Source organism: Janthinobacterium aestuarii, from assembly GCF_051380835.1.
In the GTDB taxonomy this organism is placed as follows: Bacteria; Pseudomonadota; Gammaproteobacteria; order Burkholderiales; family Burkholderiaceae_D; genus Janthinobacterium; species Janthinobacterium aestuarii.
The window spans coordinates 1-14,353 of sequence record NZ_JBNYXU010000008.1 but is presented as its reverse complement, the minus strand read 5'-3'; the positions used below and the strand labels follow the sequence as shown (position 1 = coordinate 14,353).

Below are 14,353 nucleotides of genomic sequence, written 5' to 3'. Positions count from 1 at the left end.
ATATCCATGCCAAACACGAGGAAAACATGAAGAAAGCACCGATTAAAAAAATCACCGCAAAAGCCTCCGGCAATGCCACAAGCAAAGCCGTTGCGAAAACCAAGGCGAAAGCCGCACCGGCCGCCGGCATCATCTACAGCATCGCCGCGCTTGATCTGGCAGGCCACATGTTCAGGGTGACGTTGACGGTCAAGTCGCCGGCCGCCATCGGCCAGGTCCTGTCCTTGCCGGCCTGGATCCCGGGCAGCTACATGATCCGTGAATTTTCGCGCAACATCGTCAGCATCCGCGCCGAGTCCGAGGGCAAGGCCGTGGCGTTGACCAAATTGGACAAGCACTCGTGGCAAGCCGCGCCGTGCAAGGGCCCGTTGACGGTCGAATACGACGTGTATGCCTGGGATTTGTCCGTGCGCGCCGCTCACCTGGACCAGAATCACGGCTTCTTCAACGGCACCAGCGTGTTCCTGCGCGTGCTGGGCCAGGAATCTGACGCCCATGAAGTGCGCATCGTGCAGCCCAAGGATGCGGCCTGCAAGACCTGGCGAGTGGCCACCACCCTGCCGGAACTCAAGGCGCAGCGCTATGGTTTCGGCAGCTACCAGGCAGCCAACTATGATGAATTGATCGACCACCCGGTGGAAATGGGCGACTTCGCGCTGGCCACCTTTACCGCGCATGGCGTGCCGCACGATATCGTCGTCACGGGCAAGGTACCGAACCTGGACCTCGACCGTCTGTGCCGCGACCTGAAAGCCATCTGCGAAACGCAGATCGCCTTCTTCGAGCCGAAGACAAAGAAGGCGCCGATGGACCGCTATGTGTTCATGACCATGGCCGTCGGCGACGGTTACGGCGGCCTCGAACACCGCGCCTCGACGGCGCTGATCTGCGCGCGCGCCGACCTGCCGACAACGGCGTCAAACGGCACCGAGATCGGCGACGGCTACCTGAAATTCCTGGGCCTGTGCAGCCATGAGTACTTTCACACCTGGAACGTCAAGCGCATCAAGCCGGCCGCCTTTGCGCCGTACAACCTGCAGGCGGAAAGCTATTCGCCGCTGCTGTGGCTGTTCGAAGGCTTTACCAGCTATTACGATGACCTGATGCTGGTGCGCGCGGGCCTGATCGACGAAGCGGCCTATTTCAAGCTGCTCGGGAAAACCGTCAACAGCGTCTTGCGTGGCAGCGGCCGCACCAAGCAAAGCGTGGCCGATTCCAGCTTCGACGCCTGGGGCAAGTACTACCGCCAGGATGAAAACGCGCCGAACGCCATCGTCAGCTACTACACCAAGGGTTCGCTGATCGCGCTGGCCTTCGACCTGACGATCCGCAGCAAGACAAATGGAGAGAAATCGCTGGACGACGTGATGCAGGCGCTGTGGCAGCGCTATGGCCGCGATTTCTACAAGGGCAAAGCGCGCGGCGTGACGCCGGCCGAAGTCGAAGCCCTGTTCGATGAAATTTCCGGCACGCGCATGAAGCCGTTCTTCGAGCGCTACATCCGCGGTACGGACGATGTGCCGCTGGCGCGCCTGCTGGCGCCGTTCGGCGTGAAATACAGCGACGCGCGCAAGGCGGAAAAAGCCAGCCTGGACGTCAACCTGGGCCGCGACGGCAACGACGCCAAACTGGCGCAGGTGCACCAGGGCGGTGCCGCCCACGCAGCCGGCCTGTCGGCGGGCGACGTGCTGGTGGCCGTCGATGGCTTGCGCGTGACGGGCTCCAACCTGGACACCCTGCTGGGCCGCTACGCCGTCGGCGCCAAGGTGGCTATTCACGCGTTCCGCCGCGACGAGCTGATGACGTTCGCGACCGTGCTGCAGGGCGATCGCGTGCCGGGCGTCAGCCTGGCCCTGCTGCCGGCGCCAAAGAAAGCCACGGGACCGAAGCGCCCTAGCGCGGCATGATGCCGATGCTCATGCAGTAGGACAGAAGACCGGCCTTTACTGGCCGGTTTTCTATTTCAAGCGGCAATTTCTCAATGCAGCGTATCCGCCGGCACTGGTGTCTTGCCGTCATTATTTACTGTATATGAACTAATTTTTCCTTAACTAAACTAAAATTGCCGAACTGCTTCTTTTAGATCGCGCCCAACGTGCAAACCCTCGATCCTCGAACGATCATGCTGATGACGACCCTGATGTGCGGGGCGATGAGCATCGTCATGTTCTCGGTGTATCGCAGCTTCCGGCGCGAGGTGCAGGGCCTCGGGCATTGGGCGGCCGGTCTGCTGTTGCTGGTGTGCGCGTCCCTGTTGTTCGGCACCCGCGAGGTGCTGTCGCCGGCATTGTCCATGATGGTGGCCAACGCGGCGCTGGTGGCCGGTATCGGCCTGTCGATGCTGGGCACGGAGAAATTCTTCGGCCTGGCGCCCAGCCGCCGCGCCTATCTGCTGATACTTGCCCTGGCCATCGCCGGCAATAGCTGGTGGCTGCTGGCGCGCCCCGATTTCTCGGTGCGCGTGGCGGTCTTTTCCCTGCTGGTCTTCCTGTTTTACGCGCGCCAGGTGCAGCTGGTGTGGCGCCATGGCGAGCGCCACTTTTCCAGTTTTTTCTTTGGCGCGCTGATGCTGATGCAAGCCGTCGTGGTACTGGCGCGCGGCGTGTCGGCCTTGCTGCATGGCGGCGCCAGCGTGAACCTGATGGTGGCCGGCACGCCGGCCGGCATCTATCTGGCGGTCGCCAATTTCATGGCGCTGCTGCTGACGGTGGGCTTCATGACGGTGGCCACGCGCCGCCTGCAGCAGATACTGGAGCGCCGCTCGACCCACGATCCGCTGACGCAGGTGCTGAACCGGCGCGGCTTTGGCGACGCCTATGCGCGCGAGACAGACAATCTGCGGCGCCGCCGTTTGCCGCTGACACTGCTCAGCATTGACCTCGATTACTTCAAATTGATCAATGACCGCTACGGTCACGCGGTGGGCGACCAGGTGCTGGCGCACGTGGCCGCCGTCATCGGCAGCGCCTTGCGCGAATCGGATTGTGTGGCGCGTTTCGGCGGCGAGGAGTTCGTCGTGCTGATGCCGGACATGCCGGCGCATAACGCGCTGGGCGTGGCCGAACGCATCCGCGCCTTGCTGCACGAGCCCAGTCATGCGGGCCTGCCGCCGTGTACGGTCAGCATCGGCGTCGCTTGCCAGGCATCGGTGGTGGAGGGGCTGGAACAGTTGCTGTCGCGCGCCGATGCGGCCCTGTACCTGGCCAAGGAACGGGGACGCGACCGCATCGAACTCGATGCCTGCGCGGTTACTGAGGGCCGGACAATGTCCGCAGCTGGAAGCGGTACTGGTCGTTGAACAGGAAGGTTTCGGAAAAATCGAAGGTCCGGGCGTGGCGGCGCATCAGGTGCCCGGCCGGTGGAAACCCGGTTTGCACGCGCCGCACGGCGGCCAGCGCGGCGGCCGATGCTTCGCTGTTGCGCGAACGGTGCACGTGCACGCTTTTCAGTTCGCCGTCAGGGCCCACGCTCAGGTCGAGCACGACGATGGCGGGCAGCATGGGCGGCAAGCGCCCGCTGAACGTGTATTCAGCGTTGGCCGCCATGATCTGCTGCGCCACCAGCGATTTGTAGGCGTCGATGCTGGCGGCCAGCTGTATCGCGGCCGGCGTGCGAGGGGGGGTGGACGTGGGTGCGTTCACAGCTGGTGGCGGCGTACTTTGGCAGGCTGCCAGCAGGCCGGCGACGGCAAGGACGGTGATCGCGTGTCTCATGGCTGCCAGCCTACCATGGTTTAACTGAACAGGCGCTCCAGTTCCACGCCGGGGTCTGGCGCGCGCATGAACGCTTCGCCCACGAGGAAGCTGTGGATGTGCGCATCGCGCATGCGCTGTACGTCGGCCGTGCTGTGGATGCCCGATTCCGTGATGATCAATTTGTCTTGCGGGATGCGCGGCAGCAGGCCGAGTGTCGTTTCCAGCGACGTCTCGAACGTGCGCAGGTTGCGGTTGTTGATGCCGATTAGCGCGCTCTTGAGCTTGAGCGCCGCCGTCAGTTCTTCGCCGTCGTGGCTTTCAATCAGCACGCCCATGCCCAGTTCGTGGGCGCACGCTTCCATCTCCGCCATCAGGCCATGGTCGAGCGCCGCGACGATCAGGAGGATGCAGTCGGCGCCCATGGCGCGTGCTTCATAGATCTGGTACATGTCGACCATGAAATCCTTGCGCAGTACGGGAATGGCGCAGGCGGCGCGCGCCTGCTGCAGATACTCCACGGAGCCTTGGAAGAACTGCTCGTCGGTCAGCACGGACAGGCAAGCCGCGCCGTGCTGGGCATAGCTGGCGGCGATGTCGGCAGGGCGGAAGTCGGCGCGGATCACGCCTTTCGACGGCGATGCTTTTTTGACTTCAGCGATGATGCCGGGCTTGCCGGCGGCGATGTGCTGGCGCAGGCTTGCTTCAAAGCCGCGCAGGCCGGCGCGCAGTTCGTTGTCGCTTTCCACGTCACTGCGCAGGCTGGCCAGGCTGCGGCGGGCTTTGGCCTTGGCCACTTCATCGGCTTTTACGGCCAGGATTTTATCGAGTATGTCGGACATGATGGTCGCTATTCTATAAAGGAGGGCGGAGGACTTACGCTTGCACCGGGGTGCCCAGCTGCTGCGTCACCTGCACGAATTGGTCGAGTTTCGCCAGCGCGGCGCCCGAGTTGACGGCGGTGCGCGCGCGCGCCAGGCCGTCTTCGATCGAGCTGGCCACGCCGGCTGCATACAGCGCCGTGCCCGCGTTCAGGGCGACGATGTCGGCGGCAGCTCCGGGCTCGCCGCGCAGCGCTTCCATCATCTTCGCTTTCGATTCGGTGGAATCGGCCACTTTCAGGTTGCGGCTGGCGATCATCGACATGCCGAAGTCTTCCGGATGAATTTCATACTCGCGGATTTCGCCGTTGACCAGTTCACCGACCATGGTGGCCGCGCCGAGCGACACTTCATCCATATTGTCGCGGCCATACACGACGATCGCATGCTGCGCGCCCAGGCGCTGCAGCACGCGCACCTGGATGCCGACCAGGTCGGCGTGGAACACGCCCATCAAGATGTTCGGCGCGCCGGCCGGATTCGTCAGCGGCCCCAGGATATTGAAAATCGTGCGCACGCCCAGTTCGCGGCGCACGGGCGCCGCATGCTTCATGGCCGCATGGTGGTTCGGCGCGTACATGAAACCGATGCCCGTTTGCGCGATCGACTGGGCGATCTGCTCGGGCTGCAGGTTGATGTTGACGCCCAGCGAGTCCAGCACGTCGGCGCTGCCGGACGAGGACGACACGCTGCGCCCGCCGTGCTTGGCCACGCGCGCGCCGGCCGCCGCCGCCACGAACATCGAGGCGGTGGAAATATTGAACGTGTGCGCGCCGTCGCCACCCGTGCCGACGATGTCGAGCAGGTTGGTGGTGTCGGCCATGGGCACCTTGGTGGAAAACTCGCGCATCACTTGCGCGGCGGCGGCGATTTCGCCGATGGTTTCCTTTTTCACGCGCAAGCCCATGGTGAGGGCCGCGATCATGGTGGGCGACATCTCCCCGGACATGATCTGGCGGAACAGGTACAGCATTTCGTCGTGAAAGATCTCGCGGTGTTCGATGCAGCGCAGCAGGGCTTCTTGTGGGGTGATCGGCATGATGCTTCCTTCTTCAATGATGGCGCAGGAGGACACTGATGGCACGCCAGGGCGTGCGCATGGGATCAGCGCTCGAGAAAATTCTTCAGCAGGGCGTGGCCGTGTTCCGAGAGGATCGATTCGGGGTGGAACTGCACGCCCTCGATATCGTATTCCCGGTGACGCACGCCCATGATTTCGCCGTCGTCCGTCCACGCCGTCACTTCCAGGCAGGAAGGCAGCGAGGCGCGTTCGATCGCCAAAGAGTGGTAGCGGATCACTGTGAAGGGGCTGGGGATGTCCTTGAAGACGCCCACGCCCGTATGCGCGATGAGGGAAGTCTTGCCATGCATGACTTGCTTGGCGCGGATGACTTTACCGCCAAACGCTTCGCCGATGGCCTGGTGGCCCAGGCACACGCCCAGTATCGGCTTCTTACCGGCGAAGTGCTTGAGCACTTCCACCGAGATGCCCGCCTGCTTTGGCGCTTTCGGGCCAGGCGAGATGCAGATGCGGTCCGGGTTCAGCGCCTCGATCTGTTCGATCGTGATTTCATCGTTGCGGTAGACCCGCACGTCTTCGCCCAATTCGCCGAAATACTGCACGATGTTGTAGGTGAAGGAGTCGTAATTGTCGATCATGAGCAGCATCTTAAAACCCTCCATCCAGGCCATCTTGCACTTGTTCGGCGGCGCGCAGCACGGCGCGCGCCTTGTTTTCCGTTTCCTGCCATTCCATTTCGGGAATGGAGTCGGCGACGATGCCGGCTGCGGCCTGCACGTACAGCATGCCGTCCTTGACCACGCCCGTGCGGATCGCAATCGCCACATCCATTTCGCCGCCAAACGACAGGTAGCCGCAGGCGCCGCCGTAGATGCCGCGCTTGGTGATTTCCAGTTCGTCGATCACTTCCATGGCGCGCACTTTCGGCGCGCCCGTCAGGGTGCCGGCGGGGAAGGTCGCGCGCAGCACGTCGAGGTTCGACAAGCCTTTCTTCAAGGTGCCTTCCACGTTCGAGACGATGTGCTGCACGTGCGAGTATTTTTCGATGACCATGCGGTCGGTGACGTGCACGCTGCCCGTCTCCGCAATGCGGCCGATGTCGTTGCGCGCCAGGTCGATCAGCATCACGTGCTCGGCGATTTCTTTCGGATCGGCCAGCAGCTCGGCCGACAGCGCGGCGTCTCGCTCCGGCGTGGCGCCGCGCGGACGCGTGCCGGCGATGGGGCGCAGGGTGACTTTCTTGCCCCCGTCGGCCGTGTTCTCGTTGCGCACCAAAATCTCGGGCGAGGCGCCGATGATCTGCATGTCGCCGAAATTATAGAAGTACATATACGGCGATGGGTTGAGCGAACGCAAGGCGCGGTACAAAGTCAGCGGCGAGTCGACATACGGTTTGCGGATGCGCTGGCCGATCTGCACCTGCATCAGGTCGCCCGCCATCACGTATTCATGCGCCTTGGCGACGGCCTTCAGGTAGTCTTCCTTGGAAAAGTCGCGGATGGTTTCCGTGCGCACGGAAGCGCTGGTGACGGGCGCATCGACACCGCGGCGCAGCATCATGCGCAAATCCTTCAGGCGCTGCTGCGCTTTCGAAAACGATTCGGGCTGCGTCGTATCGGCGTAGACGATCAGGTAGAGCTTGCCGGACAGGTTGTCGATGACGGCCAGTTCTTCCGTCACCATCAGCTGGATGTCGGGCAGCTTCAAGTCATCTTTCGGCGCGCCGCCGGCCAGTTTTTTCTCGATGTGGCGCACGGTGTCGTAGCCGAAGTAGCCGGCCAGGCCGCCGCAGAAGCGCGGCATGCCGGGGCGCAGGGCCACCTTGAAGCGCGACTGGTACTGTTCGATAAAGTCGAGCGGATTGCCTTCGTGCTCTTCGATCACGACGCCGTTCTTGACGATTTCGGTGCGCTTGCCATGGCTGCGCAACACGGTCGTGGCGGGCAGGCCGATGAAGGAATAGCGGCCGAAGCGTTCGCCGCCGACGACGGATTCAAGCAAAAAGGTGTTCTTGCCGCCTTGCTGGGCCTGTGCCAATTTCAGGTACAGGGTGAGCGGCGTTTCCAGGTCGGCGAACGCTTCGGCGATCAGGGGGATGCGGTTGTAGCCTTGCTGTGACAGCGATTTGAATTCGAGTTCGGTCATGTTTCTCTCCATGCCGTCAGGGTATGCGTGTGCATGGTGCACAAACCCTGCGGTGGGTTATCAAAAAACTTGCCGGGGCACGCAACATGCGCAATATGCGCAAACTATACGGGTGCAGCCGGCAGCAATCGTAACGGCTCGGCCCTTAAGCCTGCCAGGATTGCCAGCGTCGCCAAAGCCAGGCCTCAATCGAGCCGGTTTGGGTGACATTGTGTTTTTTGATGAGAAACGTGTTCACGATATGGTGGTGGGTTTGGTCAGTATGCCGGTTAGTTTTGCATGCTAATAAAACGGGCTGCTTCGAGCAGTGTCTTTACTATACCATCGGAATCGGTATCGTGTATAGAGTGTCCGTGATTGTAGCCATACGGTACGGTCAATACGGGGCAAGCCGCAGCCCTGGCCGCTTGCGCGTCGTTCGAGGAGTCGCCGATGGCCACCACTTTGGCGGGCGCCAGGTCGAAGTCCGCACACACTTGCAGCAGCGGCATCGGGTCCGGCTTCTTCCTTGGCAGCGAATCGCCGCCGTAGACGATCTCGAAATACTGGTCGAGATTTTTCTGCCTCAGCAGGGGCAGGGCGAAGGCGATCGGCTTGTTGGTGACGCAGGCCAAGCGCAGTCCCGCCGCCTTCATCGCCGCCAGTCCCGCTTCCACGTCCGGGTACAGGGTGCTGAACTGGCCGTTGATGGCCAGGTAGTGGCGCTGGTAGCCGTCCATCGCCTGCTCGAATCGCTGTTCCACGCCGGCCGCGTCGAAGTCGAGCGCCAGTACGGTGCGGATCAGATTTTCCGAGCCCTTGCCCACCATCAGTTTGATGGCGTCGGCGCTGATGGGCGCCAGGTCCAGTTCGGCGCGCATGCCGTTGATGGCGACATGGAAATCGGGCACGGTGTCGAGCATCGTGCCATCGAGGTCGATGATGGCGGCGCGCACGCCGGCCAGTACGTGGTCTTTCACCGTGCCCGCTTGCATCAGGCGCCCTTGACGGTTGCCAGTTCGGCGCGCATGGCGTCGATGACGGCTTTGTAGTCGGGCTTGCCGAAGATGGCCGAGCCGGCGACGAAAGTGTCGGCGCCGGCAGCGGCGGCAGCGGCGATGTTGTCGATCTTGATGCCGCCATCGACTTCCAGCATGATGTCACGGCCCGATTCGTCGATCATGCGGCGCGCTTCGGCGATTTTCTTCAGCGCCTGCGGGATGAAGGACTGGCCGCCGAAGCCTGGATTGACGGACATGATCAGGATGATGTCGATCTTGTCCATCACGTGTTCCAGGTAGTGCAGCGGTGTGCCGGGGTTGAATACCAGGCCCGATTTGCAGCCATTGTCGCGGATCAGTTGCAAGGAACGGTCGACGTGATCCGACGCTTCCGGGTGAAAGGTGATGATGTTCGCGCCAGCCTTGGCGAAATCCGGGATAATGCGATCGACAGGCTTGACCATCAGGTGCACGTCGATGGGCACTTGCACGTGCGGGCGGATCGCTTCGCACACCAGCGGGCCGATGGTCAGGTTCGGCACATAATGGTTATCCATCACGTCGAAGTGGATGATGTCGGCGCCGGCGGTAACGACGTTGCGCACTTCCTCGCCCAGGCGGGCAAAGTCGGCGGACAGGATGCTGGGAGCGATACGGAATGTAGTCATGGTGGAGTAGCCAAAGGATAGAAAATGCGAAGATGCGCTATTTTACGCTCGACGCCGGTACCATGCCTCATTGAAGTACGGTGAAACACAGAATACGCATCGCGCGATGGTGTAGGCGTCGCGCGCGACACACAATACGACTGGCAATGTCTGAATAGGAATGACGATGGCGACTTATGAATTTACGGTAACGGTCAAGACGCAATATCTGCCCGAGCAATCGGCACCGGACCAGGGGCGGCACGTGTTCAGCTACACGATCCGCGTCGTCAACACGGGCACGGCTGGCGCGCAACTGATTTCGCGCCACTGGGTCATCACGGATGCGAACAACAAGGTGGAAGAGGTGCGCGGCCTGGGCGCCGTCGGCCACCAGCCGCTGCTGCAGCCGGGCGAACAGTTCGAATACACGAGCGGCACCATGCTGGGCACGCCGCAAGGTTCGATGCACGGCGAGTATTTCTGCGTGGCCGAAGATGGCCATCAGTTTGAAGCGCCGATTCCCGAGTTCGTGCTGTCGGTGCCACGCACCCTGCATTGACGCAACGCCGGGGGCTTGCGCCCCTTACTTCAGTTTTTCGCTGCTGTCCTGTTCTTCGCCGAGCTGCTTGCGCGCCGGTGGAGCGGGTTTTTTACCCGAATACATGGTCCACCAGACTATAAATGCCAGCAAGAAGAACGCCACCAGCGCCTCTATCATCAAGATCCACATACGCACCCCTATGTTATTTACCCGCAGCTTAGTATTTACCCGCCGTCTGTTGACACGCGGTAGTCTACCCGTTTCAATCGGCGCCGTCGCGCTTGCTCTCTCAGCCTGTACCACGCCGCCCACGCCACCCGCTGCCAGCGGCAAGGCGCCACCCATCGCGCCGACCGTCGTCAAGCCGGTTCCGGCCAAGCCGGCAGAGGCCAAGGATGCCGCGGATGCGGCGGCCCCCACCTTCGTGCCCGCCAAATTTGCCGCCTTGCCTGGCTGGGCCCGCGACGACATGCGCGCCGCCTGGCCCGCCTTCATGGCATCTTGCGGCGTGCTGGTCAAACGTCCGGACTGGAAGGAATCGTGCACCATCGCGCGCCAGGTCAATGCCGACAGCGACAAGGCCATCCGCCTGTTCTTCGAGACCTTCTTTGTGCCGAATCAAGTGATCACCGCCGATGGCGCCAGCACGGGCCTTGTCACCGGCTATTACGAGCCGCTGCTCCACGGGGCGCGCAAGCGGGGCGGTCCATACCAGACACCGCTGTACAAGGTGCCTGACGACCTCGTCTCGGTGGACTTGGCCGGCGTGTATCCGGAATTGAAGAACATGCGTTTGCGGGGCAAGCTGGTCGGCAAGAAGGTGATCCCGTATGCGACCCGCGCCGACATCGAGCGCGCCACGTCCGTCACGGGCAAGGAATTGCTGTGGGTGGATGATGAAGTCGAGGCCTTCTTCCTGCAGGTGCAGGGCTCCGGCCGCGTGCAGCTGACCGATACGCAGGAAACCGTGCGCGTGGCGTACGCGGACCAGAATGGTCATCCGTATAAATCGATCGGCCGCTACCTGGTCGACAAGGGCGAGCTGACCCTGAGCCAGGCCTCCGCGCAGGGCATCAAGGCGTGGATTGCCGGCCATCCCACGCGCAAGGATGAATTGTTCAACGCCAATCCCAGCTATGTCTTCTTCAAGGAAGAGCGCTTGCCGGACCCGAAAGTGGGGCCGAAGGGGGCGCTGGGCGTGCCATTGACGCCGCAGCGTTCGGTGGCCATCGATTCGCGTTTCTTGCCGCTGGGCGCGCCCGTGTTCCTGTCCACCACGCAAGCCAATAGCGAGATTCCCATGCAGCGCCTGGTGATGGCGCAGGATACGGGCGGCGCCATTCGCGGGCCGATCCGTGTCGATTACTTCTTTGGCTTTGGCGCGGAAGCGGCCGAGAATGCGGGCCGCATGAAGCAGAGCGGCGCCGTGTGGGTGTTGCTGCCGAAGCAGGCGCCGGCGCGCTGAGTTTTTCGCGGCGCCGGGCAGTTCGTGGTGTGACTTAGCGCAAGACCATCACTGGCAAGTGAGTATGCGCCAGCACTTTTTGCGTTTCGCTGCCCACGAACAGCTTGTTCAAGCCCTTGCGGCCGTGCGAGGCCATCAGGATGATGTCGCAATGGTAGGTTTGTGCCGCATTGACGATTTCATCGTGCGGGCTCGGCGACACGGCGACCACGCCTTCGAAAGGTACGCCGGCGGCGCGCGCAGCTTCGCCGATCTTGTCGATGGCGCGTTGGGACGCTTCCTGCATCTGCTGTTCATACAGGCTGGCGTCGAGCACGATGCCGCCGTCCGCCATCGGCGAGAACGGAAACGGCTGCACCACGCTGATGGCGACCAGCTTGGCCTTGTTCAGTTGGGCGAAGGCGAGGGCGGTCTCGGCGGCTTTGTCGGACAGCGGCGAGCCGTCGGTGGGAAATAAGATGGTGTTAAACATAGCGTGCTCCTCAAGTGATGTAAGACAGCTTATGGATTTACATCAATTAAAACCTTGATATAAATCAAACCTCACAGGCTTTGGCATGAATAGTGTCGCCAAGGCAATCTTTTGCTAGTGTATTCCCGTTCACCGCTTCAGGTGCGCACGCTACGCAGCGGCGTGCCCCACACCATGGCGACCGTCAACACAATGCTGCCTGCCGCGATGCAAGCGAGGCCATTGCGCACGCCAAAGTGTTCCGCTACCCAGCCGGCGGCCAGCGCACCCAGCGGCGCCGTCGCCACCGTCAGGAAACGCATGGTCGACGTCATGCGGCCCAGCATGGGGTCGGGTGTGACTTTCTGGCGCAAGCCCAGGTAGGGAATAAAGAACAGCATCACGCCGCAATCGAAAAAGAACATCAGCACGGCATAGGCCACGGCGCTGGCGACCGCGCTGCCGAACAGCGCGGCGGGTATCGTGGGCGTCAGGGCAAAACAGAGCGAAGTCGATGCCAGGCCGATCAGGATGGTGCGGCCGGCGCCATAGCGGCGCGTCAGCGGCTTGACGATGAAGGCGCTGAGCAGGACGCCGGCGCCACCGAGCATCTGCGTCATGCCCAGCACGCCAGGGCTCATGCCCAGGTCGCGCGTGGCGAACAGCACCGTCAAGGCCATGCTGGCGTAAAACAGGAAGTGCCAGATGCCGGCCCCCCAGGCCAGCGCGCGCAGCAGCGGTTCGCGCCAGACGAACAGCAAGCCGTCGGCGATGTCGCGCAAGGCGTGCTTGTCGGACGGTGCGGGACGCGGGTCGCGCACGCTCATGGCGCGCAAATTGCAAACCGAAATCAGATAGCCGCACGCCGTGCACAGGATGGCGACGGGCGCCGACAGCACTTGCACCAGCACGCCGGCCAGGCCGGGACCGATCAGGCGCGAAGCTGATTCGGTTGCGGCAAATTTCGACTGCGCATCAATCAAACCATCGCGGCCCACGAGGAAAGTCAGAAACACCTGCTCTGCGCCGCCCCCGACGACGAAGCCCGTGCCGATGATGAAGCCCACTATATATAACCATGGCATCGACAGCACGCCGCACCAGTAAGCCACAGCCACGCTGGCCAGGGCCAGGCCCGACATGCTTTCGCTGAACAGCATGATCGGGTGCTTGCTGCGCCGGTCCAGCAGCACGCCGACGGGCAAGCCGAAGAGGGCGAACGGCAGCGCCTGCAACGCAACCAGCACGCCCATCTGTTCCGGCGTCGCATGCAGCAAGAGCACCGCGCACAGGGGCAGGGCCAGCGAGGTGATCTGGGCGCCGAAGCAATTGAGGCCGTTGCTGAACCACAGGCGGCGGAAATTGACGCTGGCGGCGCTGCCGTCGCCGCGCAGGTAGCTGGCGCAGTACTGGAAGAGGGAGGAGAAAATATGCTGCTCGATAAAAAAGATCGGGCTCACAATAATAGCAGCGCACCTGCCGCGCCGCTGCCGTTAGCCGCTACAATCGTTGCACCGTTCATCGAGAGGAGACACTATGCAATACGAAGACCTGATCATCGATATCCAGGACAAAGTGGCGGTCATCCGCCTGAACCGCCCCAAGGCGCTCAATGCCTTGAATGAGAACATGATGAATGAGCTGGGCGACGCCTTGCTGAAGTTCGACGCCGATGAGAATATCGGCTGCATCGTCCTCACGGGCAGCGAAAAAGCATTTGCCGCCGGCGCCGATATCGCCGCCATGGCCGATTACACCTACCCGGATACCTATACCCAGGGCTACATCAGCCGCAACTGGGAGCATATCTTGCGCGTGCGCAAACCGGTGGTGGGCGCCGTGGCCGGCTATGCGCTCGGTGGCGGCTGCGAACTGGCCATGATGTGCGATTTCCTGATCGCCGCCGACAGCGCCAAATTCGGCCAGCCGGAAATCAAGGTCGGCGTCACCCCGGGCGCGGGCGGCACGCAGCGTTTGCCGCGCGCCATCGGCAAGGCCAAGGCCATGGATCTGTTGCTGACGGCGCGCACCATCGACGCTGCCGAGGCGGAACGTATCGGCCTCGTGTCGCGCGTGGTGCCGGCTGACAAATTGCTGGAAGAAACCCTGGCCGCCGCCAAGACCATCGCCGCAATGCCGACCTCGGTTGCCATGATGATCAAGGATTGTGTCAACCGCGCCTTTGAAACCACCTTGACCGATGGTGTCGCCTACGAGCGCCGTTTGTTCCAGGCCGCCTTCGGTACGCCTGCGCAAAAAGAAGGCATGCATGCTTTCCTTGAAAAGCGCTTGCCAAACTTCGACGGTCTTTGATATGATTCGCCTCCCCGATGAGGCGCACTAGTTTGCGGCACAAAAGGGGCGGCCTTCAGGGGCTGGGTAGTCAAAAAGAAGGTTGACGAAATGCTGCAAACGCTTCATACTCTTCCTTCTTCGCAGCTGACAAACACAACGCTTTGTCGATAGCGCGAAAGCAGTAACCGAATACAGTTCTTTAACAATTAACAGTCGATAAGTGTGGGCATTT

Annotated in this window: 16 protein-coding genes; 5 read left to right on the top strand and 11 right to left on the bottom strand. The window is 62.2% G+C overall.

The window, feature by feature from the left end; translation table 11 throughout:
* Positions 1 to 26 precede the first annotated feature (26 nt).
* A complete protein-coding gene (locus ACQ4WO_RS20210; RefSeq protein ID WP_436482972.1) occupies positions 27 to 1,907 on the top strand; it encodes a M61 family metallopeptidase in 1,881 nt (626 codons plus the stop codon).
* Between the two features lie 215 nt (positions 1,908 to 2,122).
* Positions 2,123 to 3,298, top strand: a complete 1,176-nt coding sequence (locus ACQ4WO_RS20205; RefSeq protein ID WP_436482970.1) for a GGDEF domain-containing protein — start codon at positions 2,123 to 2,125, stop codon at positions 3,296 to 3,298.
* Here the strand turns inward: ACQ4WO_RS20205 and ACQ4WO_RS20200 are convergent.
* The 7 genes from ACQ4WO_RS20200 to rpe form a co-directional block, all read right to left on the bottom strand.
* The gene (locus tag ACQ4WO_RS20200; RefSeq protein ID WP_436482968.1) at positions 3,249 to 3,713 is read right to left on the bottom strand and encodes a hypothetical protein; all 465 of its coding nucleotides are present in this window, start codon (positions 3,711 to 3,713) and stop codon (positions 3,249 to 3,251) included. The two genes, ACQ4WO_RS20205 and ACQ4WO_RS20200, sit on opposite strands and share 50 nt — an antisense overlap.
* A gap of 20 nt (positions 3,714 to 3,733) precedes the next feature.
* Positions 3,734 to 4,534, bottom strand: coding sequence for an indole-3-glycerol phosphate synthase TrpC (gene trpC / locus ACQ4WO_RS20195; protein WP_436482966.1), 801 nt, complete (start codon positions 4,532 to 4,534; stop codon positions 3,734 to 3,736).
* 34 nt (positions 4,535 to 4,568) lie between these two features.
* Complete coding sequence (gene trpD / locus ACQ4WO_RS20190) at positions 4,569 to 5,612, bottom strand: anthranilate phosphoribosyltransferase (RefSeq protein WP_436482965.1); 1,044 nt, start codon at positions 5,610 to 5,612, stop codon at positions 4,569 to 4,571.
* A 65-nt stretch (positions 5,613 to 5,677) separates the two neighbouring features.
* Positions 5,678 to 6,241, bottom strand: coding sequence for an aminodeoxychorismate/anthranilate synthase component II (locus tag ACQ4WO_RS20185; protein WP_353658977.1), 564 nt, complete (start codon positions 6,239 to 6,241; stop codon positions 5,678 to 5,680).
* A gap of 1 nt (position 6,242) precedes the next feature.
* Entirely contained in the window at positions 6,243 to 7,739 is a 1,497-nt protein-coding gene (gene trpE / locus ACQ4WO_RS20180) for an anthranilate synthase component I (protein WP_436482964.1), read from the bottom strand.
* Positions 7,740 to 8,008: 269 nt separating this feature from the next.
* On the bottom strand, positions 8,009 to 8,713 hold the full coding sequence (locus ACQ4WO_RS20175) for a phosphoglycolate phosphatase (RefSeq protein ID WP_436482963.1): 705 nt from the start codon (positions 8,711 to 8,713) through the stop codon (positions 8,009 to 8,011).
* Entirely contained in the window at positions 8,713 to 9,387 is a 675-nt protein-coding gene (gene rpe, locus ACQ4WO_RS20170; RefSeq protein ID WP_070254125.1) for a ribulose-phosphate 3-epimerase, read from the bottom strand. The genes ACQ4WO_RS20175 and rpe overlap by 1 nt, the downstream gene beginning before the upstream one ends.
* Before the next feature lie 166 nt (positions 9,388 to 9,553).
* Here rpe and apaG point away from each other — a divergent pair, with 166 nt between their 5' ends.
* A complete protein-coding gene (gene apaG / locus ACQ4WO_RS20165; RefSeq protein WP_034753698.1) occupies positions 9,554 to 9,928 on the top strand; it encodes a Co2+/Mg2+ efflux facilitator ApaG/CorD in 375 nt (124 codons plus the stop codon).
* Between the two features lie 24 nt (positions 9,929 to 9,952).
* Here the strand turns inward: apaG and ACQ4WO_RS20160 are convergent, their stop codons facing one another.
* The gene (locus ACQ4WO_RS20160) at positions 9,953 to 10,099 is read right to left on the bottom strand and encodes a hypothetical protein (protein WP_436482962.1); all 147 of its coding nucleotides are present in this window, start codon (positions 10,097 to 10,099) and stop codon (positions 9,953 to 9,955) included.
* 10 nt (positions 10,100 to 10,109) lie between these two features.
* On the opposite strand from ACQ4WO_RS20160, the gene mltA reads away from it, so the two are divergent.
* Positions 10,110 to 11,375 (top strand): murein transglycosylase A, encoded by a 1,266-nt coding sequence (mltA, locus tag ACQ4WO_RS20155; protein WP_495542772.1) that lies wholly within the window; start codon positions 10,110 to 10,112, stop codon positions 11,373 to 11,375.
* A 34-nt stretch (positions 11,376 to 11,409) separates the two neighbouring features.
* Here mltA and ACQ4WO_RS20150 read toward each other — a convergent pair whose 3' ends face one another.
* Positions 11,410 to 11,847: a universal stress protein gene (locus ACQ4WO_RS20150; protein WP_034753546.1), complete on the bottom strand. Its 438-nt coding sequence runs from the start codon at positions 11,845 to 11,847 to the stop codon at positions 11,410 to 11,412.
* 137 nt (positions 11,848 to 11,984) lie between these two features.
* Complete coding sequence (locus tag ACQ4WO_RS20145; protein WP_436482961.1) at positions 11,985 to 13,286, bottom strand: MFS transporter; 1,302 nt, start codon at positions 13,284 to 13,286, stop codon at positions 11,985 to 11,987.
* 76 nt (positions 13,287 to 13,362) lie between these two features.
* On the opposite strand from ACQ4WO_RS20145, the gene ACQ4WO_RS20140 reads away from it, so the two are divergent.
* Positions 13,363 to 14,139 (top strand): enoyl-CoA hydratase, encoded by a 777-nt coding sequence (locus tag ACQ4WO_RS20140; RefSeq protein WP_436482960.1) that lies wholly within the window; start codon positions 13,363 to 13,365, stop codon positions 14,137 to 14,139.
* Positions 14,140 to 14,166: 27 nt separating this feature from the next.
* Here ACQ4WO_RS20140 and ACQ4WO_RS20135 read toward each other — a convergent pair.
* Positions 14,167 to 14,353, bottom strand: a 187-nt coding sequence (locus ACQ4WO_RS20135) for a hypothetical protein (protein WP_436482958.1), incomplete at its 5' end; no start/stop codon positions are given.

Bases quoted from the DNA above. Each gene is read 5' to 3' on its own strand.
- ACQ4WO_RS20210 (WP_436482972.1), top strand. From the start codon at position 27: ATGAAGAAAGCACCGATTAAAAAAATCACCGCAAAAGCCTCCGGCAAT.
- ACQ4WO_RS20205 (WP_436482970.1), top strand. From the start codon at position 2,123: ATGCTGATGACGACCCTGATGTGCGGGGCGATGAGCATCGTCATGTTC.
- ACQ4WO_RS20200 (WP_436482968.1), bottom strand. From the start codon at position 3,713: ATGAGACACGCGATCACCGTCCTTGCCGTCGCCGGCCTGCTGGCAGCC.
- trpC (WP_436482966.1), bottom strand. From the start codon at position 4,534: ATGTCCGACATACTCGATAAAATCCTGGCCGTAAAAGCCGATGAAGTG.
- trpD (WP_436482965.1), bottom strand. From the start codon at position 5,612: ATGCCGATCACCCCACAAGAAGCCCTGCTGCGCTGCATCGAACACCGC.
- ACQ4WO_RS20185 (WP_353658977.1), bottom strand. From the start codon at position 6,241: ATGCTGCTCATGATCGACAATTACGACTCCTTCACCTACAACATCGTG.
- trpE (WP_436482964.1), bottom strand. From the start codon at position 7,739: ATGACCGAACTCGAATTCAAATCGCTGTCACAGCAAGGCTACAACCGC.
- ACQ4WO_RS20175 (WP_436482963.1), bottom strand. From the start codon at position 8,713: ATGCAAGCGGGCACGGTGAAAGACCACGTACTGGCCGGCGTGCGCGCC.
- rpe (WP_070254125.1), bottom strand. From the start codon at position 9,387: ATGACTACATTCCGTATCGCTCCCAGCATCCTGTCCGCCGACTTTGCC.
- apaG (WP_034753698.1), top strand. From the start codon at position 9,554: ATGGCGACTTATGAATTTACGGTAACGGTCAAGACGCAATATCTGCCC.
- ACQ4WO_RS20160 (WP_436482962.1), bottom strand. From the start codon at position 10,099: ATGTGGATCTTGATGATAGAGGCGCTGGTGGCGTTCTTCTTGCTGGCA.
- mltA (WP_495542772.1), top strand. From the start codon at position 10,110: ATGTTATTTACCCGCAGCTTAGTATTTACCCGCCGTCTGTTGACACGC.
- ACQ4WO_RS20150 (WP_034753546.1), bottom strand. From the start codon at position 11,847: ATGTTTAACACCATCTTATTTCCCACCGACGGCTCGCCGCTGTCCGAC.
- ACQ4WO_RS20140 (WP_436482960.1), top strand. From the start codon at position 13,363: ATGCAATACGAAGACCTGATCATCGATATCCAGGACAAAGTGGCGGTC.